The organism is Salinactinospora qingdaonensis (assembly GCF_039539445.1).
Classification (GTDB): domain Bacteria; phylum Actinomycetota; class Actinomycetes; order Streptosporangiales; family Streptosporangiaceae; genus Salinactinospora; species Salinactinospora qingdaonensis.
In genome coordinates this window covers 59,390-85,577 of sequence record NZ_BAABDD010000003.1, presented here as the reverse complement: position 1 = coordinate 85,577, position 26,188 = coordinate 59,390, and the positions used below count along the sequence as shown (strand labels likewise).

The window sequence follows — 26,188 nt, the reverse complement described above, 5'->3', positions numbered from 1 at the left end:
GGGTGTTGTGGTTTTTCTGGATATTTCCCCCAGAATGTGTCGAGCGTATTACTGCCGCCCCATAACCTACGACACATCGGACTCCGGAAGGTGCGGGACGCGCGTGAGCGCAGGGGGTGTCGAGCTCCACCGCGGTGCGGTGCATACCGGCCTTGATCGAGGGAACATCACGAGCGAGCGACACGTCATATCGTGAAACCCCCCGTACCGATCCCCATCGAGGTGAGTAGACAGTGCGTAAGTCCAACCGCGCCGCCGCCGGCGCAGCGGCTTGGCGGGTGGTCCACGAGGGGACCGCTCCGGGAAAGCCCTCTTTGGGGGCGCGCATCGCCGCTATGCCGCGTATGTTCGGTGCTCGACTGCGTGGCCGCTACACGCGACTCTCCACGAGCCGGCTGGTGTTGTTCCTGCTGGCCCTCGCCTACATCATTTCCCCGTTCGACATGATTCCGGAGTTGGTGTTCCTCTTCCCCGGTCTGGTCGACGATGTCGGGATCGCCGTCTGGCTCACCGCGAGCCTGATCGGCGAGACGGAGCGTTACCTCGAATGGGAACAGCGCGGAACGCACTACGTGGAGGGCAACGTGGTCGACTGAGCCGGGCGGTGTCGGCAGCGCTCCCGCACCCGGCACCGGGGCGGTGCGGGCCCAAGCCCACCCCGCGCTGCGATCGGCTGTTGACGACCGCGCGTCCCGCTCGGGCTCGGAGGTGCGGTCGTCCCGTGGTCGTCGGGGGTTGGGGGTTTCCCCACCGGTGCGGCCGGCTCAGGCTCGCGCTGTCCGTGGCCGTGCGGCAGGCTCGCCCCGCTCGCGCCAGCGCACGTGCCTTACGAGGTGGTGCGGCTGAGCCCCGTGGACACAGGAAGGGGGCGGTCCGCCCGCGCGGTCCGCCCCTGACACGTAAGAAAGTTTCCGCTTATCCCCCCGGATGCGGCACGGGGGGAGATCACTCTGAGCGCTGGCTGGGGATACCCGAAAGCAGCGCTCGAACTTCGGTTTCGCGGTAGCGGCGATGACCACCCAATGTACGGATTGAGGTCAGCTTGCCAGCCTTCGCCCAGCGGGTGACGGTCTTGGGGTCTACCCGGAACATGGTGGCGACCTCAGCAGGGGTCAACAGGGGCTCCGCCTCGGGCGTGCGAGTTGACATTTGTACGGCCTCTCCTCCCGGATCTGTGTGCCGATCCTGAGCCTTATCCTGGCACCTAGCCCGGATGTCCAATATTGCCCTCTAGGTCTATATTGGCATCACCCGAGGTGATTACGCGACCACTTAACGCGACTTTGTTGGATGGGGTGCCAAAGTCACCATGCAGTGCATCACGCTGAGTGATTCTAGCGACACGTTTAGTGGCATGTGGCGTATTCGGTCAAAACTTCGTCCTCCGGCCCTGTTTTTCTCGATCCGGCGAACCGAAAGCGCGCCGTAAGGGCTGGCTGAAAGTGGGGCGACCTCCACTGGAGGGGCAGCTATAGCTGCCTTTCACCAGCCCTTTCGCGAATCCTCGGCGATCTTTCCCCCGTGCTTCATCCGCTGGGCGGATGCCCCTCACGCACGGTGGTGATCCCTATGTGCCAGTGGTTTTCGATTACTGAGCGTGCAGTCGGTGTCGACTTAATGCTCAGTCTATATTGATCTCTATCGACTGTTATGCCCATTTTCAGCAAAGATGACGCCAACTGTGTAGCTCGTCCGGAGCTATACCATCTCTACCCAAAATGGATTGGGTGACACTGCGAAGAAACCTGGTAGTCCAGCTAACGAGACCTGCGTGTAACACTCCAATGCAATGATGCTTCGGATTCCGTGAGATCTGGGCGATATCACGCGCCGCGGTCGTGTCGGATGGCGTGTATCTTGCGACCTTACGCTGCGAGGCGCCGACTAGTTGGCGTGTTCCAGCTCTTGGACGGCTTTCCACCGAGCGTTGAGCCGCCGATACATCGCCAGCGTCACCTCGCGCTCCCCCGATTCCAGCCCGGACACAGCGGCCTTGACCTCCGCCACCGACTGGTCCTCGCGCAGTTCATCGTTACTGAGCAGGTGCACCAGGCCGCCATAGTCCAGTTCGAGCAGCCCGCGCGGGTGAGCCCCCACGCCTGCCAGCCAGTCGTCAAGCCGTTCCGTGGCCACCAGCGCCGCGCTCTCATCCATCGTCGCGCGCAGCACCGAGATCGTGCGCTCCAGGCGCTCTCTGGCCCGCTCCACCTCGGTCACGTAGAGCAGCGCGCGCTTGGGGATCGGGGTGGCGTCCGGATGCCGGCCAAGATCCACCAACTCGGGCTCTCCGGGGGTCGACTGGGTGGACGAGACGGCCTCCTCCCAGTTGACCGTCTCCGTGGTGGTGTTGAGTACCAGGCAGCGTTCTTCGGCGTCGAACGCCGCGAACCACGGCAGCGGAACGGTCCACGAGCTTGTCAGGATCTGCGGCTGCATAGGTTCGCCCCGCTCGCGCCTGCGCTCCAGGGCCTCCTCGGTCGACTCGGCCACCGACTCAGGCATGAACGCCGTCCGCAGCTTGGCGGCGGTGGACACGTAAAAGTCCTCAAACGCCAGGAGTGAGCGCAGTCGCGTCTGCCAGGGGCAGATGAACAGCTCTGTGCCCACGCGCCGGACGTAGGCATCGCCGCTCTCATACTCCGGAGCCACGATCGGTGGGCTGGCCACGAGCCGCCGCAGGCTCTCGGCGTGCTCGGCTGCCACCGCCCCGGCTCTGCGGGGGCGGCGGGAGGATTCGACATAATCTCGCCAGTAGGCCTGATCCGGACCGGAGAAGGCGCTGATGGGCTGGTAGACACGAAGATAGGCGGTGTAGGGCAGCACGATCGCATCGTGGCATATATCGTTAGCGGCGACACTCATCGATTGAAGATCCGGGCCGAGGGAACAGTGTGCTCATGAGAGTCGCTCTTTCGGCTCCGTCGGCACGGCTGTCGCACCCACGGCCGTGAAGCCAGACCCCGGAAGGGGGCGAGCGTGGATGTTATGAGTGTTGACGAGCCGGGGCGGTACGTCCCACCACATGCTGCCCGCGGTCGAGATACGGCGCGCGTTCGTGCGCGGGCGGCGTAGGCAGGCGAGTTCTAAACCGGGTACGGTTGTATCCGTACGTAAGCTGGCGCCTGTCGTCAGTGCGGTGACGGCCGTCAGCCCGGCATTGCGGTTTTGCTAGTGATTCGGGGTTCAGGGAAACCCAATCGTTGAGGGGGTCGAGCCAATGGGGCGCGGCCGAGCCAAGGCCAAGCAGCAGAAGGTCGCACGGCGGTTGAAGTACAACACCGGTGGGACCGATCTGGACCAACTGCGGGCAGAGCTGGGTGTCGCTGAGGACAGTGGGTCGGATTCGGATCGATCCGACACCTATGAAGACCCTTACGACGACCTGGTCGACCGTTATGCGGACCTGGCCGATCAGCACACGGTCGGCGATGATTCGACGGAGGCAGAGTCCGAGCGTTCGGATCAGCGCCGTTAGATCGCTCACCCGAACCGTCGGTCCAGCACACTCTCCGCATAACCGGGCCCGCTGAGCACAGGCGAATATGGCCGGTCCGCTCCATGAGCATGGAGCGAACCGGCCGGTCTGTGTCCGCATGCGGACACAGCCGGCAGTACCGCCTACCACGCTGCACCGGCAGCGACCACACGTGGCTACGGGTGGTCGCCATCGAGCTGCACCTGTCCCGTTCCCGGCGTGAGGCGCCCCATGACCCACGCCGGCACGCCGCGTTCCTCCAGGAGCCGCACAGCCCGGTCAGCGGCTTCCGGGGCCACCACCGCCGCCATACCCACGCCCATGTTGAACGTGGCGGCCATATCCGCGGCTGCAATACCGCCCTGTTCGGCCAGGTAGCCAAACACCGCAGGCGGGGACCACGTCGTCCGGTCGATGACCGCGTCCACCTCTGCCGGCAGGCAGCGCCGCAGGTTCGCTGCCAGACCGCCGCCTGTGATGTGGGCGAAGGCGTGCACCTCCACCTCGGCCGCCAGGGCGAGGCAGTCCAGCGCGTAGATACGTGTCGGTGTGAGCAGGACCTCACCGAGCACGGCATCCCCTAGCTCGGGAACCTGGTCCGTCAGGTCCAGCCCGGCCTGATCGATCACACGGCGGATCAGGGAGTAGCCGTTGGAGTGCGGCCCCGACGAGGCCATAGCGATCACGGTGTCGCCGACCCCTACCCGATCGGGCCCCAGGACCGCGTCGGCCTCCACAATGCCGGTTCCCGCGCCCGCGAGATCGTAGTCATCCGGGGCCATGGCTCCCGGATGCTCGGCCGTCTCGCCGCCGATCAGCGCACAGTTGGCCTGCCGGCACCCCGCGGCGATGCCCGCGACGATCTCGGCGATGCGTTCGGGGATCACCGAGCCGCAGGCGATGTAGTCGGTCAGGTACAGCGGCTCGGCCCCGCAGACCACGAGGTCGTCGACGACCATCCCGACCAGGTCGATGCCGATCGTGTCATGACGGCCCATGCGCTGGGCCAGCATGATCTTGGTGCCCACCCCGTCGGTGGACGTGGCCAGTACCGGAGCCCGGTATTTGGCGGTATCGAGCCGGAACAGCCCGGCGAAACCGCTGGCCTCGGTAACCAGTTCCGGCCTTCCCGTACTGGCCACGTGCCGCTTCATCAGGTCGACGGCCCGGTCGCCCGCGGCCGTGTCGACACCGGCGGCGGCATACGCCGAACTGCTGTTGGACCCTTCTGCCACCCAAAACCTCTCATGTGTCATTGGCCCCGCGGCAGCGGCGGAAACGCGAGCGTGCCTAGGCAGCCTCGCCTGCGGCGCGACAGCCCGCCTTCCAAACGCGGGGACGGCCACCCGCGCGGGGCCGCAGGCCTACCGTCCCGACGAGGCCAACGGCTGCTCGGTGGGGGTTCCGCAGGATTTCTCCAGCAGGTACTTGCCGCGCGAGTCCTCCTCGACCTCGATCGGGTACACCCCGTCGAAGCACGCCCGGCACAGCCGGTTCTTGGGGACCTCAGTGGCCGAGATGAGTTCGTCGAGACTGATGTAGCCAAGCGAGTCGGCGCCGATGGAGGCGCGGATCTCTTCCCGGGAGGAGGTGCCGCCGATGAGCTCGCTCTTGGTCGCGAAGTCAACCCCGTAGTAGCAGGGCCACCGCACCGGCGGACTGGAGATGCGTACGTGCACCTCGGTCGCTCCGGCCTCGCGCAGCATGCCGACGAGCGCTCGCTGGGTGTTGCCCCGCACGATGGAGTCGTCGACCACGACCAGACGCTTGCCGGCGATCACCTCGCGCAGCGGGTTCAGCTTGAGCCGGATGCCGAGCTGACGCAGGGTCTGGCTGGGCTCGATGAACGTGCGGCCCACGTAGGAGTTCTTGACCAGCCCCTGGGCGAACGGGATACCACTGCCCTCGGCATAGCCCACGGCGGCCGGGGTGCCCGATTCCGGAACCGGGATGACGAGGTCGGCCTCGGCGGGATGTTCGTGGGCCAGCCGGCGCCCCACCTCGACTCGGCTGGCGTTGACGTTGCTGCCGGCGATCGTGGTGTCGGGTCGGGCCAGGTACACGTATTCGAACAGGCAGCCTTTGGGGGCGGCCTGGGCGAACCGTCGCGATCGCAGGCCGCTGTCGTCGATCGTGAGTAGCTCGCCGGGCTCGATCTCGCGCACCACGGTCGCGCCGACGATGTCGAGAGCGGCGGTCTCACTCGCCACGACCCACCCCGACTCCAGTTGCCCCAGCACCAACGGCCGGATGCCTTGCGGATCGCGGGCGGCGTAAAGGGTCCGCTCGTCCATGAAGACCAGCGAGAACGCGCCCTTGACCCTTGGCAGCACGTCGAGAGTGGCATCCACGAGGCTGCGCTGCGGATCGGCCGCCAGCAGGCCGGTGAGTACCTCGCTGTCGGTGGTGGCGTTGAGTCGGTTCTCGGGCAGCATCGCCATTAGCTCTGGCGTGTTGATCAGATTGCCGTTGTGCCCCAGCGCGAGCCCGCCTGCGCGCGCCGTGTAGAACGTGGGCTGGGCGTTCTCCCACACCGGTGACCCGGTGGTGGAGTACCGGCAGTGCCCGATGGCCAAGTGACCGTTGAGCGAGTCCAGCGTCGCTTCGTCGAAGACCTGGGACACCAGTCCCATGTCCTTGTAAACGACGATGCGCTCGCCGTCGCTCAACGCGATGCCGGCCGATTCCTGGCCCCGGTGCTGTAAAGCGTAGAGGCCGAAATAGGTAAGCTTGCTGACTTCTTCGCCTGGGGCCCAGACACCGAATACCCCACAGGCGTCCTGTGGTGCGCGTTCAAGAGGATCGATGTCGGTGCTGAGCCGGCCGTCGGAATGCGCCACGCCCCTCAGCTTAATGGCACTCCACCAACTCCGGGGTAACCGGGGAGCTCACAGCGGCTCTCACCCGCCTTCACCCCGCAGGCCACCTGCTCACGTCGCGTCGTGGACCGGCTGCCATAACGGAAGCAGTGCGCCCAGATCGGCCCGGACACCACTGGCGTTCACGTCGTGATCGGCCACGGCTGCCTCCCACGAGCGTTCGCCTAGAGCGAGCGCCAACCACATGCGCGGGGTGGTCTCCACCACCCCTGGCGGGGTGCCGCGCGTGTGCCGCGGCCCGGCCATGCACTGCACGGCGCCCACGGGCGGCACGCGGACTTCGAGGGCGTGACCGGGAGCCCGCTCGGCGAGCTCGGCCAGGGTGCCGCGTACCGCCGCCCGTAGTGCGGCCTTGGTCGGCTGCCGGCCTTGCTCGTAAGCGCGCAGGACCGCGCCGGCACACGCGGTCAGGACCGGCGAGGGCCGATCCACGCCGCTGTAGGGCGGTTCGTCCAAGGCCGCTCGCTGCTCGTCGAGTGCAGCGCGCAGGGTCGCGTGGCGACGCTGCGCCGCGGTGGATTTGGCTGCCACGCCTCTCAGCCTAGAGCGTCATCTGATTCGGACATCCGAGAAGCTTTTTGTGTTTGAACCGTAACAAAATGTAGTGCTGTGGTGAGGTCGCATTTAACGCGATTTCGGTCACGATCGGGAAACGAGGCGGGTCTGTGGCGGCTCGGTCGACCAAGGTGGCCTTGCGAGCGGAGATACCGGAAGCGTCTCGTTTCCTCCGGATTCGCTTGCTCTGGAATCTGAATCAGCTAAAACTGGCAATGACAAGAACGTGCGTTAAATGATCGGTGAATGCGGTGTGTCACATCGGTGGTGATGCATGATGAACGGGGTAGGGGCCGCGACGGGCCATGTGTTCTACTGGCCTTCGTGTCGCGTTCGTCTCCTCGTAGGTGAGGTGACCTGCGGCTGAACGTGGCGCCTAGCGGTGTGCCCCCCGTGTGTGGCCGCGACTGACCGACTGTGTGCCCCTCCTACCCCTGCCTCCGGCTTTGGGCGGGCCGAGCAACAAGAAGTGAATAGGCAACGATCCCCCGCGCTTGGGGCGGGGGAGGACGTCCGGCTGTGCCCATCAGTCGGACGGTGACCGTTATGCCCGATTGGTGCCCCTAACATCCTGCATGGACGACTACCGCACTTCGGGAGATGGATGTGCGCCTGCGCCTGACTCCGCGCGACGACAGCTACTACGAAATGTTCGCTGACTCGGCTAACAACCTGGTCATAGCGGCCCGGCTGCTGGTGGAACTGATCAGTGACGGCGCTGACCGCGACGCCATCACCGAGAAGATGCGCGCATGCGAGCACGCCGGGGATGAGCGTACGCACGCGATCCTGCGCCGCCTGAACGAAAGCTTCGTTACTCCCTTCGACCGCGACGACATCTACAGACTGGCCTCCTGTCTCGACGACGTGATGGACGCTATGGACGCCGCCGTCGACCTCATCGGGCTCTACGAGATCGATCGCCTCCCCAAAGGCATCATCGACCAGGTTGAGGTGCTGGAGCGCGCCGCCGAACTCACCGCTGAGGCTATGCCTCGCTTGCGCTCGCTCAAGGACCTGACCAGCTACTGGATTGAGATCAACCAACTGGAGAACCGGGCCGACCAAATCTACCGCCGGCTGCTGGCACACCTCTTCAGTGGCGCCTACGAGGCGCTGACCGTGATGAAACTCAAAGACGTCATCGAGGAGCTGGAGAAGGCGGCTGACGCCTTCGAGAGCGTAGCCAACACCGTGGAGAGCATCGCGGTCAAGGAATCCTGAAACTTCAGTGTCTCCCGATACTTCATTTCTCGTCGTTGTCGTTGTACTCGCACTGGCGTTCGCCTACACCAACGGGTTCCACGACGCTCCCACCTCCATCGCTACCGCAATCTCGACCCGCGCGCTCACGCCCCGCGTGGCTGTGGTCATGGCCGCCAGCATGAACGTCATCGGCGCCTTCCTCGGAGAGGGGGTGGCCCGCACCATCGGCCGCCACATCATCAGCGCACCCCAGGGCAACCAGGGACTGGCCGTGCTCGCCGCCGCGCTCGTCGGCGCCGTGGCCTGGAACGTGCTCACCTGGTACAAGGGCATGCCCTCCTCCGCCTCACACGCCCTGGTGGGGGGAATGCTGGGGGCCGCCTTGGCCTCGGCCACGACCGTGGATTGGCCCGGGGTCGCCCGCACCTTCGCGCTGCCGATGCTGCTCGCGCCGGTTGTGGGCTATGTCCTGGGATTCCTGCTGATGTTGTCAATGCTGTGGGCGTTTCGCAACCGCGGTCCCCAGGTGCTCAGCCGCAAGTTCAAGGTCGCCCAATGCGTCTCCGCATCCGCGATGGCCCTGGGCAACGGCTTGCAGGACGCGCAGAAGACGATGGGCGTCATCGTGTTGGCGCTCATCGCCACGGGCAGCCAGGACAACTACGACGTTCCCACGTGGGCGGTGATCCTGGCGGCCATCGCCATGTCGCTGGGGACCGCCTCGGGCGGCTGGCGCATCATGCGCACGCTCGGTCGCAGGGTCATCCAGATGGGCCCGTCACGTGGCTTCGCCGCGGAGGCCACCGTCGCCGCGATCACCTACGCCACGTCGTTCATATGGAACGTACCGATGTCGAGTACCCACACCGTCACCTCGGCCATCGTCGGTGTCGGCGCGGCGGAGCGGCTGCGTGCGGTCAGGTGGGGCATGGCCGGCAACATCGTCGTGGTGTGGCTGTTCACACTGCCCGGAGCCGCCATGGTGGCCGCCATCTCATACTGGATGCTGTGGCCGCTGCTGTGAGCGGCTTCTAGCGGCACAGCCCTCCCCGCTTCAGCCGTAGTGAGGCGGTCGAGCGTCCTGTGTCCCGGTGGAAGGGGGGTCTGTGGGTTTGTCACGTTGGGGGTGGGTTGGTGGGTGCCTGGGGCGGGAGTGTTCTCCGTTGGCTCGTGCCTCGATCGCTGCGCGATCTCGGCAGCCTTGAAAGGGGGCGCTGTGTCTTTGACACAGCGCTGTTGTGCCGGGGCCGCTGGTGCGGGGGATATGCCGGTGGGGCGGTGGCTGAGAACACGCCGGAAGCCGCCGAGCCACCCCGCCCCCGTCGACCCCGTCACGGTGTTGGTCCCGTTCCCGTTTGCCCTGTTGCGGTATCGGTCCCGCTCCCGTCTGTCCGGTCGCGGTGGTGGCTCCACGCCGGCCCCAAGCCCCCCGTCGTAGTCCCCGTTCTCCCTCAGGCACAGCCCGCCCTGGGCTGCTGAGATCGCGCAGCGATCGAGGCACGAGCGAGGGGAAACCCCGCACACTCTCCGCAGACCGAAGCCACACCCCACCGCACCCCCGGGGCGGCCCTGCCCGTCGTTGCCCGCGGTAGAGGTTCTCGGCGGCGGGAGCGGTCAGAGCGCCTCCTCTCGGTCTCCCGCCGCCCTTCCCTGCCCCGTCGTCAAAAGGAGCCGGGAGCAACAGTCGGGGCTAGCCGAACCTGCCGGTGATGTAGCGCTCGGTCTCGGCTTGTTCGGGCTTGGTGAAGATCTTGTTGGTCTCACCCACCTCGATCAGCCGCCCTGGCTCGCCGGTACCGGCGACGTTGAAGAATGCCGTCGTGTCGCTCACCCGCGCGGCCTGCTGCATGTTGTGGGTCACGATCACGATGGTGTAGTTCTCCTTCAACTGGGCGATGAGGTCCTCGATCGCCAGCGTGGAGATAGGGTCCAGCGCCGAGCACGGCTCGTCCATAAGCAGCACCGCCGGCTCGACCGCGATCGCGCGGGCGATGCACAGCCGCTGCTGCTGCCCACCCGACAGGCTCGACCCCGGCTTGTTGAGACGTTCCTTGACCTCTTCCCACAGGTTCGCCCCGCGCAGCGCGCGCTCGACGATGTCGTCGGCTTCGCTTTTGCGCATGCGCTTGTTGTTCAGCTTGGAACCGGCGATGACATTGTCGTAGATCGACATCGTCGGGAAGGGGTTGGGCTGCTGGAAGACCATGCCGATCTCGCGGCGCACCGCCACCGGATCGACATCGCTTTGGTAGATGTCGAGGTCGTCAAGCATGACCTTGCCCTCGACGCGCGCGCCGGGGGCAACCTCGTGCAGTCGGTTGAGGGTGCGCAGGAAGGTCGACTTGCCGCAGCCCGACGAGCCGATGAAGGCGGTCACCGACCGCGGTTCGACGGTCATCGACACGTCCTCGACGGCGAGAAAATCGCCGTAGTACACGTGGAGTCCGGAGACATCAATGCGCTTGGCCACTGTGGTTCCTCAAAGTTCGAGCTAGGAAGCTGGTGATGTCGGCGTCGGGCGGTCAGCGCCTCGTCGACGGCGCGAAGAACCGCGAGATCATGCGGGCGGTCAGGAACAGCAGCATGACGACTAGGATCAGCGTGAGCGCCGCTGCCCACGCGCGCTCGTAGTTGACCGCACCGCCCATGCGGACCTGGGAGTAGATGAACACCGGAAGGCTCATCATCTGTCCGTTGAACAGGTTCCAATTGATGGCCACCGCCGACGATCCGGCGGTGAGGATCAGCGGAGCGGTCTCCCCGATGACGCGGGCGATAGCGATGATGATGCCGGTGGTGATACCCGCGATGGCCGTGGGCAGCACGACCTTCACGATCGTCAGCCACTTCGGCACGCCCAGTGCATAGGACGCCTCACGGAGTTCGTTGGGCACCAGCCGCAGCATCTCCTCACACGAACGGACCACGACCGGAATCATCAGCACCGACAGCGCGATCGCGCCGGCGGCACCGTTGGTCTCCCCGGGGCCGAACACCACGAGCCACAGCGCGACCACGAACAGGCCGGCCACGATGGAGGGGATACCGGTCATGACATCGTTGAAGAACACGATAACCGCCTTGATGCGGCCCCGGCCGTACTCCACAAGGTAGATCGCTGTCATCAACCCGATAGGGATCGATATCAGCGCGGCAAACACAGTGATGGCGAGCGTGCCCACGATCGCGTGGTAGACGCCGCCGGCGTCCATGGTGGGCAGCACGCCTTGCATCGACACGCTCAGAAAGTAGCCGTCGAACCGGCCGATGCCTTCGACTACCACCGTCCCCAACAGGGCCACCAGCGGCACCATGGCCAGCACGAAACAAGCGTAGACGATGGAGGTCACAAACCGGTCCATCGCCCGGCGCCGGTTCTCTACCAACGCCGACGTCACGGTGATCGCGATTGTGAAGACGACGAAGGTGGTTGCAGCCCACACGGGGAGGCTGAGCATCCCCAGCGGGGCGAGCGCTGCGGCCACGACGATGGCCAACCCCACCAGCAGGACCGGCGCCAGGTAGCTCGGCAGGGTTCCGGTAAGCAACTGCGAACTGCTCGGAGGGCCACCGGCGGCCCCGGCGGTGTCTTTGGTGACTGTGGTCATTTATGCGAACTCCTTGCCACGCGAAACGACGAAACGCGCGCCCATGTTGACGACCAGCGTGATCGCGAACAGCACGAGGCCGGCGGCGATCAGCGCCGACACTCCGTAGCCGGTGGCCTCCGGGTACTCCAGCGCAATGTGCGCGGCGATGGTCTGGTTGCCGCTTTGCAGCAGGAAGAAGGACATGACCAGCGACGGCGACAGGATCATGGCCACGGCCATCGTCTCGCCGAGCGCACGGCCCATGCCGAGCATGGCGCCACCGATGATGCCGGGGCGCCCCAAGGGGAACACCGCCATGCGGATCATCTCCCAGCGAGTGGCGCCCAGTGCTTGCGCCGCCTCGCGGTGCTGCTTGGGGACCTGGGCGAATACGTCGCGGGTCATGGCGGTGATGATCGGCAGGATCATCACCGCGAGCACGATGCCCGCCGTGAGCATGGTCCGGCCGGTCGTGGAGACCGGCCCCTGGAACAGTGGGATGAACCCGAAGTAGCGGGCGAGCCAGTCGTAGAACGGCCCGAGCTGCTGGACTAGCCACCCGATGCCCCACAGGCCGTAGACGACGCTGGGGATCGCCGCGAGCAGGTCCACCAGATAGCCCAGCACCGCTGAGATGTGGCGTGGTGCGTAGTAGACGATGAACAGGGCGATGCCGATAGCGATGGGCGTGGCGATGATCAGCGCGATCGCCGCGGCGAGCACGGTGCCGAATATCAGCGCCAAAACACCGAACTCGGGGTCTTCGCGCGTATTGGGGCTCCACTCGGAGCTGAGCAGGAAGTTCGCCGTGTTGGCGGCGAGCGCGTCCCAGGATCGGATGACAAGGAACACCGCGACCCCGACGAGGATGACCAGGATCAGGTATGCCGATCCCCGCGCGGCGTTCGCGAAGACGGCATCACCTATCCGGCGCCTGGCTCGGGGAGCCTCCGCGTCCTTAGGCGGCTCTTCTGTGACGGTCATGTGAAACTCCGGTCGAGATGGTTCACGATTCGCCCCAAATGCGACAGACCGCGACTCGGGTTCTCGAATCGTCGATGCTGGTTACGGCAAAGCCGCCCATGCTCGTTAGGCCTGGTACATACTGGGGCGTACCCGGGGTGGTTCGTGGGACGGCTCCGGGCCGCCGATGGCGGGACCGGCGTGTTGCGAATGAAGGATCGGGCGTGCCACGGGGGCGGCGCTGCCGAGTAGCGGGCCCGATCCGTGCGGTGTCCTTGCCGGTGGGCGCGGCGGCCACCGCGCCCACCGGGCCCGTCGATCGGCGTGACGACGACGGGCCACCAAACGCCGCTAAGGGTAGGGCTCCCACCGGTGCGTGTGAGCCCTACCCTCATCGACACTGTGGTCGTACTAATTGTTAGGCAGCCGAGATCGCGTCGAGCGTTTCCTGGATGTTGGTCCGGGTCTCGTCGGAGATCGGCGCGGAGCCGGCCTCGTCAGCGGAGACCTGCTGGCCCTCCTCGCTGATGACGTAGCCCAGGAAGCTCTTGACCAGGTCGACGGTCTTCTGGTCCTCGTACTCCATGCAGGCGATGTGGTAGCTGATCAGCACGATCGGGTAGGAGTCGCTCTCCTCGGTGGTGTAGTCGAGGTCCACCGCGTGGTCGTTCTCGGTGTTGCTCGCACGCTCCGGGGAGGCGTCCACGATCGCCGCGGCAGCCTCGGGGCTGTACTCGACGAACTCCTCACCGACGCCCACCGCGACGGTGCCCAGGTCGCCCACGTGGGAGGCGTCCACGTAGCCGATGGTGCCCTCGCCGCCCTCGACGGCCTGGACGACGCCGGAGGAGCCCTGACCGGCCTCGACCGGCTCGATGGGCCAGTCACCGCTGATCTCGTGGGGCCAGGCGTCGCCGGCGGCGGCCGACAGGTAGGCCACGAAGTTCTCGGTGGTGCCGGACTCGTCGGAGCGGTTCACCGGAACGATCTTCTGGTCGGGCAGGTCGGCGTCGGGGTTGTCAGCCGCGATCGCCTCGTCATTCCAGTTGGTGATCTCCTGGTTGAAGATGTCGGCAATCACCTCAGGCTTGAGGTTGAGCGTGTCGACACCCTCCAGGTTGGTGATGATGGCGATCGGGCTGATGTAGGCCGGCAGGTTGACGACCTCGGAACCGCAGCGCTCAGTGGCCTGCTCGGTCTCGGTCTCGTCCAGGGCCGCGTCGGAGCCGGCGAAGTCCGTGGCTCCTTCGATGAACTGCGAGCGGCCGGCACCGGAGCCGACCGAGTCGTAGTTGACCGTGGTGTCGGGGCAGGCTTCGGTGTAAGCCGCGCGCCACCCGGCCATAGCGTTTTCCTGCGAGCTGGCGCCGGCGCCGGCCAGGGTGCCGCCGCCCTCGACGCAGTTGGCGTTGTCGGCAGCGCTGGCGCCGCTCTGCTCTGGGTCAACGGCCTGGTCGCTACCGCACGCGGTCAGCGCGAGAGTGCCGGCGAGTGCGGCGCCGGCGAACCGGCCGTAAGTGCCATACCTGGAGAGCTTCACAGCCCCGGTGTCCTTCCTCTGGGCTTCGTCACCTTTGAGCGGATCCATCGAATCGAGTGGACCGCGCCAAATGAGAAGGTAGGGAGGCCAGGTGACCAGAGCTACCAGCGAGAGTGAATGGAGTATGAACGGAAAAGCGCAATACAACGAAAAAAACGCGGCTCAACGGTGACTATCACGTGAACCGCGTTCCTTATTTACCAATTGTCGGTTTTGGAAGTAAATTTGTTACGCTACGATGACCGGTTGGTCGCCCTTTGTGGTATCCTGATGATCCTTTTTTGTCCTATTTGTCGGGCATGGCGTACATGACGTCTGCGTCCCAAAGTGTGAACCCCAGCGACTCGTAGAGACGTACCGCCGCCCGGTTCTCCTCGTCGACGTAGAGCAGCACCCACGGCAACCCGCGCTCGGCCAGGTAGCGCACACCGGTGACGGTGAGTGTCCGACCTAGCCCGGTGCCGCGCCACTCGGGGGCGACCCCGACCACGTAGACCTCGCCCACCGGTTCGCCCTCGGTCAGCCCGGCGCCGTCGGCGTGCACCTTCGTCCAGTGGAACCCCGCGATCCGGCCGCTCTCGCGCTCCACCGCCACGAAGAACCCCGCGGGGTCGAACCAGTCCTCCTCCTCGCGTTGGCGCAGATCCGCCAACGTGAGCGAGCCCTGCTCCGGATGGTCGGCGAACGCGCGGGCGTTGACCGCCAGCCACTCCTCCTCATCGGCGCCGACCTCGAATGTACGGATATGCAGGCGCGAAGCGAGCTCGTTGCTCAGATGCGGTTCGGGCAAGGTCGGGGCGGAAGCCTCCTCGGTGCTCCGCAGCCGTAGCCGCATCTTCCACAGTCCGCGTACCTGTTCCCAGCCGGCTGAGCGTGCCAGGGCAACCGCCTGCGGTGTCCGCCCGTGGGCCCACACCCGCAGTCCCCGCTCCGAAGCGTCTCCGGCCAGCGACGCCAGCAGCCGGGTGCCGTGTCCCGCGCCGCGTTGTTCTGGGGTGACGACGAGTTCGGCGAAGTCCGGTTCCTCGGGCATGCGTTCGACGAAACCGAAGCCGCTCAATTCCGCGTCGTCCCCCTCCCCTCCGGTGAAAAGCAGGTGGAAGTGGACTTCGCTTCCCTGGGCACCGTGCCGGACGCGCAGCAGTGTCTGCTCCGAGAGCGCAGCCACACCGTCGTGCTGCCGCGCGGCGTCGGCGATCCCAGCAACCGCTGTCGCCTCAGTGGGCGAAAGCTCTGCGGTGACGCGCACATGGCTCATAGGGCCGAGACTAGAGGCGGTCGCCAGCCCGCTTGTTCCAGGGGTCGAGCCGATGCCGAATCGAAGCCAAATCCCTGCCGGCTCGTGGCCGGTCGGTTCCGCTTAGTTCTTGCGGCGGCGACCGCGGTAGCCACCGTTGGCACGCACCCGACGGGCCGGCGCAAGCGGTGTCGACAGCAGCAGCAACAGCAGCAGGAACAGCAACAGGACGCTGGGGGCGATGGTTCCGCCCACGGTGGCCGCCGCATTGGTCGCTGTTGTAGCGCTGGCGTTGTCGCCATTGCTGTTGTCCTCAGGGGTGACCTCGGGCAGCTCCACCTGACCGTCTGAGGAGTCTGCGGAGCTTCCGGTGAGGAAGGGCAGGTCGAGAGCGCCGGTGGGCAGGTTGGCACGGTTGCCTCCGCCGAACTCTCCCAGGCCGGGCGGGGTCGTGGTCACCGGGCTGTGGGTGTGGGGAGCTGAGCGGGAAGGGCTGTCGCCGCTTGGACCGTCCCCCTCGGTCTCGTCGTCCCGGCTGTTCCCGTCGCCGTCGTTGTCCTGTTCGCCGTTCTCTTCCTCGGCGCTGCCAGTGGTCTCCTCGTCGTCGGAGGGCTCGGTCGTGGCGTCCCCCTCCTTGTCGTCCTCGTTTCCTTCCTCGTCCTTCTCTTCCTCCTCAGCCGCGTCGACCACGAACGTCGTTACGCCGGGAACCGAACCCCACGTCGTGACCGGCGCGCACTCCTGTGCCGACTCGGAGTCGACTCCGTGGCTCGCCGGCCGCACCGTATCCGCCGTGGGGTCGCCGCTGCTTTCGCCCTCGTTCGAGGGCTCCGGGGAGCTCGGGCTGGGTGAGGGATCGGGGAGAGTGCTTTTACTCGGCGATGCCGATGCCGAGGGGTCGAGGGAATCGCTTGCGCTGGGGGTGGGCGAGGGGGTTTCGGTGGGAGTGTCGCTGGGATCGGGTGAGGGGGTTTCGGTGGGAGTGTCGCTGGGATCGGGTGAGGGAGTTTCGCTGGGGGAAAGCGAGGGAGTTTCGGTGGGAGTGTCGCTGGGATCGGGTGAGGGGGTTTCGGTGGGAGTGTCGCTGGGATCGGATGAGGGAGTTTCGCTGGGGGTGGGCGAGGGGCTCTCTGAGGGGGAGCCGCACTGGCCGGGCACGGTGTAGGTGTAGCGCACCGTCACCGTGAGCAGGTACTTCCCCTCCTGCTGTGGGGCGGTCACCTGTCCTTCGGCCTCGCTGGTGACCGTCGGCTCCACCACAGGGGGTTCAAAGGACAACTCCGAGATCTTGGCCTCGACACTCTCACCCTGACTCGTGACGCTCACGTGACTACCGGTGATCTCGATGTCGGAGTCGGAAAGTCCGTTCGCCGCCTCGACCTCGACGTCGAACCGTTGTCCCGGGCGCACCGTTACCGCGGCGAGGTCGTCATCGGCATCGTCGGCGGCAAGCCCCACATCGACGCTGAGCCCCTCGGGAGAGGCCTCGGCGGGCAGCATGGGGATCATGGTGCAGCCGATGAAGACCGCCCCCAACGGAACACCCGCCAGGACTCGCAGGGGGAACCGTGAGGGCAGACCCCGCTCGCCGCTCGCCATAGGCACGTCCTCCTCACCCTGCGTAACTCGAGTAGTCGAGCCGGGACCATGACCGTCCGCCCAGAGAAGACGGTCATGGTGTCCCGGTGGTTGACGGAATGTGGACGTTTCATTTACGTCACGACCACATAACGCCACTCACGCAGCATCCTAAGCTTTTCGCGTCCATTGCCACGAATGGGCTGAGGAAGACATTTTACGAACTTTGCGCTAAAACGGAAGATCTTTCATCTTCCTGGCCGGGTATAGCCGGGGTGCCCTCGCGTCATGTCGTCAGCGGCAAGCCGGGGATGCCACTGTCGGAGTCCGCGGCCTCGGCGTGCTGCACCGCCTCTTCGCTGGCAGCCTTCGAGGCGGGATCGGGCACGAAACGGTACCCCACGTTGCGTACCGTGCCGATCAGGGATTCGTGTTCCGCGCCGAGCTTGGCGCGCAGCCGGCGCACGTGCACATCGATTGTGCGCGTGCCGCCGAAGTAGTCGTACCCCCAGACCTCCTGGAGCAACTGAGCCCGAGTAAACACTCGCCCCGGATGCTGGGCGAGGAACTTCAGCAGCTCGAACTCCTTGAAGGTCAGGTCCAGGACCCGTCCCCGCAGGCGGGCCGTGTAGGTCGCCTCGTCGATCGTGAGGTCGCCGCGGCGGATTTCGCCGGGATCTTCGGCGGCAGCATCGGGTTGGCCCACCGCCATCCGCAACCGCGCTTCGACCTCAGCCGGGCCCGACGTGGTCAGCAGGAAGTCGTCCACCTGCCAGTCGGGGGTCATCGCCGCGAGGCCGCCCTCTGTCAACACCGGGATCAACGGGCAGTCCAGTCCCGTAGTGTTCAGGAGCCGGCACAGGTTGCGGACGCCGACAAGATCGGTGCGGGCGTCGACCAAAATGGCGTCTACCGGTGCACCGGACGTACGGTCGGCACCATGGGTGAGCAGCGCAGTCGCTTCCGCGGGCACCACTCGCACCGAGTGCAGCAGCAGGCCGAGAGCGGGCAGTACGTGGTCGGACGGCTCGTTGGAATTCGTGAGTAGCAGCAAATGGCTCATGCGTCTCTTCCCGTCACCCCGCGCGACGCGGCATCGAAGGCTCCGTTGCCCCCGTAAGGATCGGTCATGTAGTTCGCCTCCGAAGAACACAAGGATAATCAATCGATGGTGAGCGGAACCATGAGGTACTGGGCTGCGGCCAAGGACGCCGCAGGAACGGCCGAAGAACCGTATGCTGCGGCGACTCTGGCCGATGCGCTGCGTGACGTCAGGGCACGCCACGCCGGCAACGAGCGGCTGCTGCTGGTGCTCAGCCGTTCCTCCTTCCTCGTCGACGAACAGCCGGTCGGTACGCGCCGCCACGAGGACGTGCCCTTGAGTCAGGGCGGTGTGGTCGAGGTGCTCCCGCCCTTCGCCGGCGGTTGAGCCGGCCGACGTCGGGACGCCGAAACTCCTGGTCGGCAGTTGTCGCCCGGGCGACCGGTTCCGGCCGCAACCCGACGCCACCAGGGAATCTGCCGAAAATCAGGGAGAAATATGAGCGACGAGCCGACCCACCGCATTACGATGCTCGGCAAGCCGGGCTGCCACCTGTGCGACGAGGCGCTGCGCGTCATTGAGCAGGTCGCCGCAGAGTTCAACGTCACATATGACGTATCCGACATTACAGTGGCCGACGCCGCCACGAAGGAAGAGTACTGGGACAAAATCCCAGTGATCTTCGTCGACGGCGCCCAGCACGACTTCTGGCGCGCCAGTGAGAAGCGACTGCGCGCGGCTCTGTCGTCCTGAGCGTTCAGACTCGCCTCCCGACAGTCTCGCCCTACCCGCCACACGTGGCCTCCGACCGGGTGCGGCCACGGGCCCCAGAGCGGACGGAAGTCCCGCTGTGGCAGCGGTTCCAAAATTGCTCAGTTCTCCGTACCCTCTTTGTGCCTATATTCACAAGGGCGTAATCTAGGGGCCAAAATATTTTCCGGCCGTGGTCTTGACAGGTGTGGTGTGTGCCTCTAGGCAGCGCATCGGCCTGTGTCGGCCCTCGCGGAATCCGTACTGCCGACCGCTGACCAGGAGCGTACGCCTGTGACCAGCCGTACACCGCGCCCCCGAGACAGAGGAATCCCGGAGGCGACGGTCGCGAGACTGCCGGTGTACCTGCGTGCGCTGCAATCCCTCAGTGAACGTGGGATTCCCACAATCTCCTCTGAGGCACTCGCCACGACCGCCGGAGTCAACTCCGCGAAGCTACGCAAGGATCTGTCCCACCTAGGCTCCTATGGCACCCGCGGCGTCGGTTACGACGTTGAGTACCTCGTCTACCAGGTGTCTCGTGAGCTTGGTCTCACCCAGGACTGGTCAGTGGCCATCGTGGGCGCAGGAAACCTCGGCCGTGCCCTGGCCAACTACGGCGGGTTCGGCAGCCGTGGCTTCCGCATCGCCGCTTTGCTCGACGCCGACCCCAATGTGGTCGGTGACAAGGTGGCGGGGCTCTCAGTGCGGCATATCGACACCCTGGAGAACGTTGTGGAAGCCGAGGACATCTCCATCGGTGTCATCGCGACCCCTGCCGCCGCGGCCCAGCGCGTATGCGATCGCTTCGTGGAGGCAGGGGTGACCAGTGTGTTGAACTTCGCGCCGGTGGTACTCAATGTGCCCGACGACGTCGATGTGCGTAAGGTCGATCTATCCATCGAGCTTCAGATCTTGGCTTTCCACGAGCAGCGGAAGGCCGACGGCGATGTGGGGCCGGAGTGGATCGAGGCATTGGAGGCGTCGGCGGACGACCCTCCACGGGGCATGCCGCCGACACCGAGGAACATATGAGAGAGCCGTATGGACCGTCGCATGAGTGCCTGTTTTTGGAGTGACAAATGAGTGTCCTCGCCGTTGGGCTGAGTCACCGTAGCTCTCCCGTGGCGTTGCTGGAGCGCGTCTCCCTGAGTGACGAGACGCGACTGAAGGTCATGGCCGAGATGGCCGCAACGCCGGCCATTAACGAAGCCATGATCGTCGCCACATGCAACCGTGTTGAGGTCTACGCCGACATCGACAAGTTCCACCCCGGTCTGAGCGCCATCTCCGAATTGCTCTCCTGGCACACCGGAGTCTCCCTCAACGAGCTCACCGGCCACCTCTACGTCCACTACGAGGATCGCGCCGTCCAGCACTTATTCTCTGTGGCCTGCGGGCTGGACTCCATGGTGGTGGGCGAAGGCCAGATCCTCGGCCAGGTACGCGACGCCCTCAAAGACGCCCAGCGCGTCGGAACCACCGGACGGGTCCTCAACGACCTCGGGCAGCGGGCCCTGCGCGTGGGCAAACGCGCCCACACCGAAACCCACCTCGACCACGCCGGCGCCGACATGGTCGGTTTCGGCCTGCGCGTGGCCGGCAACCACCTCCCCGGCGCCGTAGCGAACGTAGAGAACACCGCCGCCGAGTCTGCCGTGACCGCCGATCCCGACCTCCTCGGCGACGCCGACTCCGTGACCGCCGCCCTGCCGGAGCCCCAGACACTCACCGGCATGCGCGTGCTCATCCTCGGCGCCGGCTCCATGAGCGCCCTCGCGGCCAACACCGTGTCTCGCCAAGGCGCCAGCACCGTCATCGTCGCCAACCGCACCTTCGAGCGCGCCGTCCGGCTCGCCGAATGCCTGACCGAGGCCTACGAACCCCTCCAGGGCCTGGCCATGGCTTTCGACGAAGCGGTCGACGCACTGCCCGATGTCGACCTCGTGGTCTCCTGCACGGGAGCCCAGGAACTCGTCCTCTCCTATGACACCGTGGCCACCGCCACGGCCGGCCGTGACCCCGCTCGCCCTCTCGTCTTCCTCGACCTCGCTCTGCCCCGCGACATCGATGACGCCGTGGGTGCGCTCCCCGGTGTCGAGCTCGTCGACATCGAACGTCTCAGCCAGGTGGCCAGCGGCGACACCATCGAGGACGCCGCACGGGCCGGAGCGGTCTCCGTCGTGCGCGGCATCGTCGAAGAAGAGGTCCTCGAATACCAGTCGGTGCGCCGCGCCGAACTCGTCGCCCCCACCGTCGTCGCCTTGCGCAGCAAGGCCAAGACCGTCGTCGACACCGAGCTGTCGCGGCTGCACGGCCGGCTGCCCGACCTCGACGACAAGGAACGCGGCGAGATCGACCAGGCCGTGCGCCGTGTCGTCGACAAACTGCTGCACCAGCCCACGGTGCGCGTCAAGCAGCTCGCCGCCAGCCCCGAAGGCGACTCCTACGAGGCCGCCCTGCGCGAACTGTTCGACCTCGACCCCCAAAAGCCCGACGCGGTCACCAAAATCGACCCTGCCATCGGCTCGTCCGGCTCCGCCGGCGAGACCGAGTCCCCCACCAGCGGCCAGGAGGGGTGACCATGTCCGTCGCCGCTCGCCTCGGCACGCGCCGCAGCACCATGGCCACCGCACAGTCCCAGCTCGTGGCCGACACCGTCACCGAACGCACCGGCACCCCTGTGGAACTGGTGGGCATCACCAGCTTCGGCGATGTCACCAAGGCCCACCTCACCCAGCTCGGCGGGACCGGTGTCTTCGTCAACGCCCTGCGTGACGAGCTGCTGGCCGGCACGGTCGACTTCGCCGTCCACTCCCTCAAAGATCTCCCCACCGCCCAGCCCGAAGGGCTGACCCTCGCCGCCATCACCCAGCGCGACGACCCACGCGACGCCCTGTGCGCTCGCGACGGTCTCAAGTTCGCCGATCTGCCCGCTGCGGCCACCATCGGCACCGGCTCGCCGCGCCGGGCCGCACAGCTCGCGGCGCTCCGCCCCGAGCTGCGCTTCGTGCCCATCCGCGGTAACGCCGAGACACGCCTTGGCAAGGTCGCCTCCGGCGAGGTCGACGCCGTCGTCCTGGCCTACGCGGGGCTGGGGCGCATAGGTCGGATGGATGACGTCACGGAGGTGTTCGATCCCGAACATATACTGCCCGCCCCTGGACAGGGGGCACTCGCCCTTGAGTGCTCCACTGACAGGGCCGCCGCGGACCTGAGCTACCTGAGCGCCGTTGACCACGCCGCCACCCGCATGGCGGTCACCGCTGAGCGCACCGTCCTGGCCGAGCTTGAGGCCGGGTGTGCCGCCCCGGTCGGCGCCTACGCGCAATGCCATGAAGGCCAACTGCTGCTGCGCGCCGCGGTCGTGGCCACCGACGGCTCCCAGGCGGTCCGCGGGGAGCGCACGGTGGAGATCCCCACGGGCGGCGACGCTTCCGGCGTCGGCGTCCGGCTGGGGCGCGACCTGGCCCGAGAGATCATCGGGCGAGGAGCCGACCGGATCGTGGCCGACGCCGCAGCACGGTGAAGAACCAGCCAGGGCGCCCCTCCCCGCGGAGAGGATCGAGACGCACGATCGGGCGCCGGCTGGCAAGAATGAGGAGCGAGCTGCCAAGTGAACCCGCACAGTGACAACCACGAGCCGCAGCCCGAGGCACCGAACACGCCCGCCCCAGGTCACGTTGCCCTTGTCGGCGCCGGACCCGGCGACGCCGAGCTGCTGACGCTGCGGGGGGCCGCGTTGCTCGCCCGAGCCGACGTTGTGTGCACCCTGGTCGAGCCGGGTCCCGAGCTGGCCCACTACCGCCGCGGCCTGCTCCGCCATTGCCGCGACGACGTGCAGGTCATCGAGCCCGCAGAGTGTGGCGGCGACGCCGACGCCCTGGTCATGGGCCACGCGCGCGAAGGCCGCAGAGTCGTACGGCTCTACAGCGGCGACCCGCTCTTGGGATGCCGCGGCGCCACCCTGGCCGCCGCCTGCCACGAGGCCGGCATCGACTTCGAGATCGTGCCCGGTCTGCCCTCAGCCTCAGCGGTGCCCGCCTACGCCGGCGTGCAACTCATGCCCGAGGGGGTCAACGAGGTGCGCGTCGTCAACGCGAAGAACACCACCCCCGACTACGCTTCCCTGGCCGCGGGTGAGGCCACCCTGGTCATCATGTTCCCCGACGCGCCCAGCGGCGAGGCCGCCGCGCATGGCGGCGGCCCCGGATTCGACCGCATCTGCAAGGGACTCATCGCCGGCGGTCGGCCCGAGTCCACCCCGGTGGCCGTCACCCGTATGGGCAGTACCGCCCAGCAGAGCACCGTCGTCTCCACGCTCGCCAAGCTCACCGCCGACCTCAAGGCCGCCGACGCCAAGGGCAACAACGTCACTACCCCGGCCCTGCTCGTCGTCGGCGCGGGCGTCAGCGAGCAGCGCGACCTCTCCTGGTTCGAGACCCGGCCGCTGTTCGGGTGGCGCGTCCTCGTGCCTCGAACCAAGGAGCAGGCCAAGAGCCTCTCACAACAGCTCGGCGGCTACGGGGCGGTGCCCGAAGAGGTGCCCACGATCTCCGTCGAACCCCCGCGCACCCCGCAGCAGATGGAGCGTGCCGTGCGCGGCCTGGTCAACGGTCGCTACCAGTGGGTAGCGTTCACCTCGGTTAACGCGGTCAAGGCCATCCGGGAACGCTTCGAGGAGTACGGTCTGGACGCCCGCGCGTTCGCCGGGGTGAAGGTCGCCGCCGTCGGCGAGCAGACCGCCGCGGCCCTGCGCGCCTTCGGCGTCCACCCCGACCTCACTCCGCCGCCGGAACAGCAGTCCGGAGCCGGACTCGTCGAGGTGTGGCCCAACTATGACGCCGAACTCGACCCCATCGAGCGGGTGCTGCTGCCGCGCGCCGACATCGCCACTGAGACCCTCTCAGCAGGATTGGCCGACCTGGGGTGGGAGGTCGACGACGTCACCGCCTACCGGACCGTGCGGGCCGCCCCGCCGCCCGCGCCCATCCGTGAGGCGATCAAGGGCGGCGGCTTCGACGCCGTCCTGTTCACCTCCTCCTCGACGGTGCGCAACCTCGTGGGGATCGCTGGCAAGCCCCACAACACGACGGTCATCGCCGTCATCGGCCCGGAAACCGCCAAGACCGCCGAGGAGTTCGGGCTGCGCGTGGACGTGATCGCACCGAAAACCTCGGTTTCGGCCCTAGCGGCGGCTCTAGCGGAGTACGGTGCGGCGCAACGGGCCGAAGCGATCGAAGCCGGGAAACCGGTGCTGCGGCCCAGCCAGAAGCGGCGCGGCCGTCGTCGGAAGACGGTGTAGGTAGCCCCAACCGGACGCGACACCCTCACCGGCGCGGGCGCCACCGGCAGGAGCGTCGTCGCCGGTAGTGGCGTTGGCGGTTGCAGTGTTCGCAGCTATAGGGAGAGTAGCCAGTCATGTCAGCCCGATTTCCCGCAGCCCGCCCGCGCCGGCTGCGCGCTAGGCCCGCCCTGCGGCGCCTCGTCGCCGAAACCAGGGTGCGCCCCGCGGATCTGATCCTGCCGATGTTCGTCAAAGAGGGCGTCGACGCACCGGTCCCGGTGGAGTCGATGCCCGGGGTCGTGCAGCACACCCGCGACAGCCTGCGCAAGGCCGCCCACGAGGCCGTCGCGGCCGGTGTCGGGGGACTGATGGTGTTCGGCGTCCCCGAGGTCAAAGACGAGCGGGGCTCCGCCGCCGACGACCCCGCCGGCATCGTGCAGCAGACGCTGCGCGACCTCTCGGCCGACCTGGGCGACGACATCGTCATCATGGCCGACCTGTGCTTGGACGAGTACACCTCACACGGCCACTGCGGGCTGCTCACCCCCGCCGGTCAGGTCGACAACGACGCGACCCTGGAACGCTACGGGGCCATCGCCGTCGCCCAGGCGGCGGCGGGAGCCCACGTGGTGGCGCCCAGCGGCATGATGGACGGCCAGGTCGCCGCCATCCGCGCGGCGCTGGACACCGCCGGTTACACCGACATCCCGATCCTGGCCTACGCGGCGAAGTACGCTTCAGCGTTCTACGGTCCGTTCCGTGACGCCGCCGAGTGCGCCCCGCAGTTCGGCGACCGTTCCAGCTACCAGCAGGACCCGGCGAACGCGGTGGAGGCCCTGCGCGAGGTCGAGCTCGACCTCGCCGAAGGTGCCGACATGATCATGATCAAGCCGGGGCTCGCCTATCTCGACGTGGTGGCTAAGGTGGCCGAGACGGTGCGCGTCCCGGTCTCGGCCTACCAAGTCAGCGGGGAGTACGCCATGGTCGAGGCCGCGGCTGCCAACCAGTGGCTGGACCGCGAGCGGGTGATCCTGGAGACGCTCACCGCCTACCAGCGCGCCGGGGCCAGCCAGATCCTGACCTATTGGGCCACCGAGGCAGCGCGACTGCTGCGCTAGATCCCCGCGCCACCGTTGCCCGACCGGCTGCGTCGCCGACCGCCGGGCGGGGAATGGTGGCAGGGCGATCGGCGTTGGTTGACGCACACGAATTGTGAGGGGGTTTCATGGCCGATGTCCTGGGCCGGCGAAAACGGCGCAGGCAAGCCGCGGAGGGCACGCTCGGCACGGTACTGGATTACGCTTCCCTGGGGTGGCCGGTGTGCCGTGGGGCCGCGCCGGCGTCGCGGGGCTCTCGGGCGTGTGAGTGCGACCGCATCGGCTGTCCCGCTCCCGGCGCCCATCCCGTGTCACCTACGTGGGCGATGGAGGCGACCACCGACGCCGACACCATCACCCGGTGGTGGACCGACACGCCGCAGGCCAACGTGATCCTGCCTACGGGCCGGGTCTTCGACGTCTTCGACGTTCCAGCCGGAGCCGGGGTCATGGCGCTGGCTCGGATGGGCCGGGCCGCCGTTCCCGCCGGGCCGGTGGCCGCCGTCGACGCGCAGCGTTACTTGTTCTTCGTCGCCACGCGTGGCGCGCCCGCCGACGAGGACGAGTGGTGGCCCTGCCGCCTTGACTGCGTCCCTGAGACCATCGACGAGACGCCCGGGCTGCGCTGGCACTGCCGTGACAGCTACGTCCTCGCCCCGCCGTCCCCGCTGCCGTCGGGCAACCAGGTCGCCTGGATTCGCCCGCCACGCGACGGCTCCGGTCCCCTTGAGCTTCCCGAGCCGATCGCGGCGCTCGACATCCTCTCCGACGCCTGCGAGGAGTTCATGCCTTAGGTTGTGTTTTTGAAAAGGGCAGGGCGGTGGGCGCAGGCGGGTGAGCGCGTCCGCTGTCGCCCCCGTGGGCTGCCGAGATCGCGCAGCGATCGAGGCACGAGCGGACGACGAACCCCCCATAGCCCCACACCCCAGTTGTCCGAAAAACAACAACCTAGCCCTGCCCGGAAGATGAGTGGGCGGTCTGGCCGCGCC

24 protein-coding genes are annotated in these 26,188 nt (G+C 67.0%); 12 read left to right on the top strand and 12 right to left on the bottom strand.

Annotation, left to right across the window (positions count from 1 at the left end; all coding sequences use genetic code 11):
• Nucleotides 1-233: 233 nt before the first annotated feature.
• Nucleotides 234-596 (top strand): YkvA family protein, encoded by a 363-nt coding sequence (locus ABD848_RS04285; protein WP_344967514.1) that lies wholly within the window; start codon nt 234-236, stop codon nt 594-596.
• Nucleotides 597-945: 349 nt separating this feature from the next.
• On the opposite strand, the gene bldC is transcribed toward ABD848_RS04285, so the two are convergent.
• Together bldC and ABD848_RS04275 are read right to left on the bottom strand one after the other, a co-directional pair.
• Nucleotides 946-1,149 carry a developmental transcriptional regulator BldC gene (bldC, locus tag ABD848_RS04280; RefSeq protein ID WP_017593211.1) on the bottom strand — a complete coding sequence of 68 codons (204 nt, stop codon included), beginning with the start codon at nt 1,147-1,149 and terminating at the stop codon, nt 946-948.
• Nucleotides 1,150-1,884: 735 nt separating this feature from the next.
• Nucleotides 1,885-2,862, bottom strand: coding sequence for a hypothetical protein (locus ABD848_RS04275; RefSeq protein WP_344967512.1), 978 nt, complete (start codon nt 2,860-2,862; stop codon nt 1,885-1,887).
• 355 nt (nt 2,863-3,217) lie between these two features.
• On the opposite strand from ABD848_RS04275, the gene ABD848_RS04270 reads away from it, so the two are divergent.
• Nucleotides 3,218-3,475, top strand: coding sequence for a DUF3073 domain-containing protein (locus tag ABD848_RS04270; protein ID WP_344967510.1), 258 nt, complete (start codon nt 3,218-3,220; stop codon nt 3,473-3,475).
• 176 nt (nt 3,476-3,651) lie between these two features.
• Here ABD848_RS04270 and purM read toward each other — a convergent pair whose 3' ends face one another.
• From purM to ABD848_RS04255, 3 genes are all read right to left on the bottom strand, one after another.
• Nucleotides 3,652-4,731, bottom strand: a complete 1,080-nt coding sequence (gene purM / locus ABD848_RS04265) for a phosphoribosylformylglycinamidine cyclo-ligase (RefSeq protein WP_425567428.1) — start codon at nt 4,729-4,731, stop codon at nt 3,652-3,654.
• Nucleotides 4,732-4,839: 108 nt separating this feature from the next.
• Nucleotides 4,840-6,315, bottom strand: a complete 1,476-nt coding sequence (gene purF, locus ABD848_RS04260; protein WP_344967507.1) for an amidophosphoribosyltransferase — start codon at nt 6,313-6,315, stop codon at nt 4,840-4,842.
• 90 nt (nt 6,316-6,405) lie between these two features.
• Entirely contained in the window at nt 6,406-6,885 is a 480-nt protein-coding gene (locus tag ABD848_RS04255; RefSeq protein WP_344967505.1) for a sterol carrier family protein, read from the bottom strand.
• Nucleotides 6,886-7,515: 630 nt separating this feature from the next.
• Between ABD848_RS04255 and ABD848_RS04250 the strand changes: the two genes are divergently transcribed.
• On the top strand, nt 7,516-8,133 hold the full coding sequence (locus ABD848_RS04250) for a DUF47 domain-containing protein (protein WP_344967503.1): 618 nt from the start codon (nt 7,516-7,518) through the stop codon (nt 8,131-8,133).
• Between the two features lie 7 nt (nt 8,134-8,140).
• Nucleotides 8,141-9,139: an inorganic phosphate transporter gene (locus tag ABD848_RS04245; protein WP_344967501.1), complete on the top strand. Its 999-nt coding sequence runs from the start codon at nt 8,141-8,143 to the stop codon at nt 9,137-9,139.
• 666 nt (nt 9,140-9,805) lie between these two features.
• Here ABD848_RS04245 and pstB read toward each other — a convergent pair.
• The 7 genes from pstB to ABD848_RS04210 form a co-directional block, all read right to left on the bottom strand.
• Nucleotides 9,806-10,585, bottom strand: coding sequence for a phosphate ABC transporter ATP-binding protein PstB (gene pstB / locus ABD848_RS04240; RefSeq protein ID WP_344967499.1), 780 nt, complete (start codon nt 10,583-10,585; stop codon nt 9,806-9,808).
• 52 nt (nt 10,586-10,637) lie between these two features.
• Complete coding sequence (gene pstA / locus ABD848_RS04235) at nt 10,638-11,723, bottom strand: phosphate ABC transporter permease PstA (protein WP_344967497.1); 1,086 nt, start codon at nt 11,721-11,723, stop codon at nt 10,638-10,640.
• On the bottom strand, nt 11,724-12,689 hold the full coding sequence (gene pstC / locus ABD848_RS04230; RefSeq protein ID WP_344967495.1) for a phosphate ABC transporter permease subunit PstC: 966 nt from the start codon (nt 12,687-12,689) through the stop codon (nt 11,724-11,726).
• 397 nt (nt 12,690-13,086) lie between these two features.
• A complete protein-coding gene (gene pstS / locus ABD848_RS04225) occupies nt 13,087-14,208 on the bottom strand; it encodes a phosphate ABC transporter substrate-binding protein PstS (RefSeq protein ID WP_344967493.1) in 1,122 nt (373 codons plus the stop codon).
• A 286-nt stretch (nt 14,209-14,494) separates the two neighbouring features.
• Nucleotides 14,495-15,466, bottom strand: a complete 972-nt coding sequence (mshD, locus tag ABD848_RS04220; protein WP_344967491.1) for a mycothiol synthase — start codon at nt 15,464-15,466, stop codon at nt 14,495-14,497.
• A 102-nt stretch (nt 15,467-15,568) separates the two neighbouring features.
• A complete protein-coding gene (locus tag ABD848_RS04215) occupies nt 15,569-17,044 on the bottom strand; it encodes an MSCRAMM family adhesin (RefSeq protein WP_344967489.1) in 1,476 nt (491 codons plus the stop codon).
• A 265-nt stretch (nt 17,045-17,309) separates the two neighbouring features.
• A complete protein-coding gene (locus tag ABD848_RS04210) occupies nt 17,310-18,086 on the bottom strand; it encodes a winged helix-turn-helix transcriptional regulator (RefSeq protein WP_344967488.1) in 777 nt (258 codons plus the stop codon).
• A gap of 105 nt (nt 18,087-18,191) precedes the next feature.
• Between ABD848_RS04210 and ABD848_RS04205 the strand changes: the two genes are divergently transcribed.
• From ABD848_RS04205 to ABD848_RS04170, 8 genes are all read left to right on the top strand, one after another.
• Entirely contained in the window at nt 18,192-18,452 is a 261-nt protein-coding gene (locus ABD848_RS04205) for a MoaD/ThiS family protein (RefSeq protein ID WP_344967487.1), read from the top strand.
• 111 nt (nt 18,453-18,563) lie between these two features.
• Nucleotides 18,564-18,818: a glutaredoxin family protein gene (locus ABD848_RS04200; RefSeq protein WP_344967486.1), complete on the top strand. Its 255-nt coding sequence runs from the start codon at nt 18,564-18,566 to the stop codon at nt 18,816-18,818.
• Nucleotides 18,819-19,109: 291 nt separating this feature from the next.
• Nucleotides 19,110-19,850: a redox-sensing transcriptional repressor Rex gene (locus ABD848_RS04195; RefSeq protein WP_344967485.1), complete on the top strand. Its 741-nt coding sequence runs from the start codon at nt 19,110-19,112 to the stop codon at nt 19,848-19,850.
• Between the two features lie 47 nt (nt 19,851-19,897).
• Nucleotides 19,898-21,397: a glutamyl-tRNA reductase gene (locus ABD848_RS04190; RefSeq protein ID WP_344967483.1), complete on the top strand. Its 1,500-nt coding sequence runs from the start codon at nt 19,898-19,900 to the stop codon at nt 21,395-21,397.
• 2 nt (nt 21,398-21,399) lie between these two features.
• A complete protein-coding gene (hemC, locus tag ABD848_RS04185; RefSeq protein WP_344967481.1) occupies nt 21,400-22,344 on the top strand; it encodes a hydroxymethylbilane synthase in 945 nt (314 codons plus the stop codon).
• A gap of 87 nt (nt 22,345-22,431) precedes the next feature.
• Entirely contained in the window at nt 22,432-24,120 is a 1,689-nt protein-coding gene (locus ABD848_RS04180; protein ID WP_344967479.1) for a bifunctional uroporphyrinogen-III C-methyltransferase/uroporphyrinogen-III synthase, read from the top strand.
• 116 nt (nt 24,121-24,236) lie between these two features.
• Nucleotides 24,237-25,220: a porphobilinogen synthase gene (gene hemB / locus ABD848_RS04175; RefSeq protein WP_344967477.1), complete on the top strand. Its 984-nt coding sequence runs from the start codon at nt 24,237-24,239 to the stop codon at nt 25,218-25,220.
• 107 nt (nt 25,221-25,327) lie between these two features.
• On the top strand, nt 25,328-25,993 hold the full coding sequence (locus ABD848_RS04170) for a bifunctional DNA primase/polymerase (protein WP_344967475.1): 666 nt from the start codon (nt 25,328-25,330) through the stop codon (nt 25,991-25,993).
• Nucleotides 25,994-26,188: the final 195 nt, after the last annotated feature.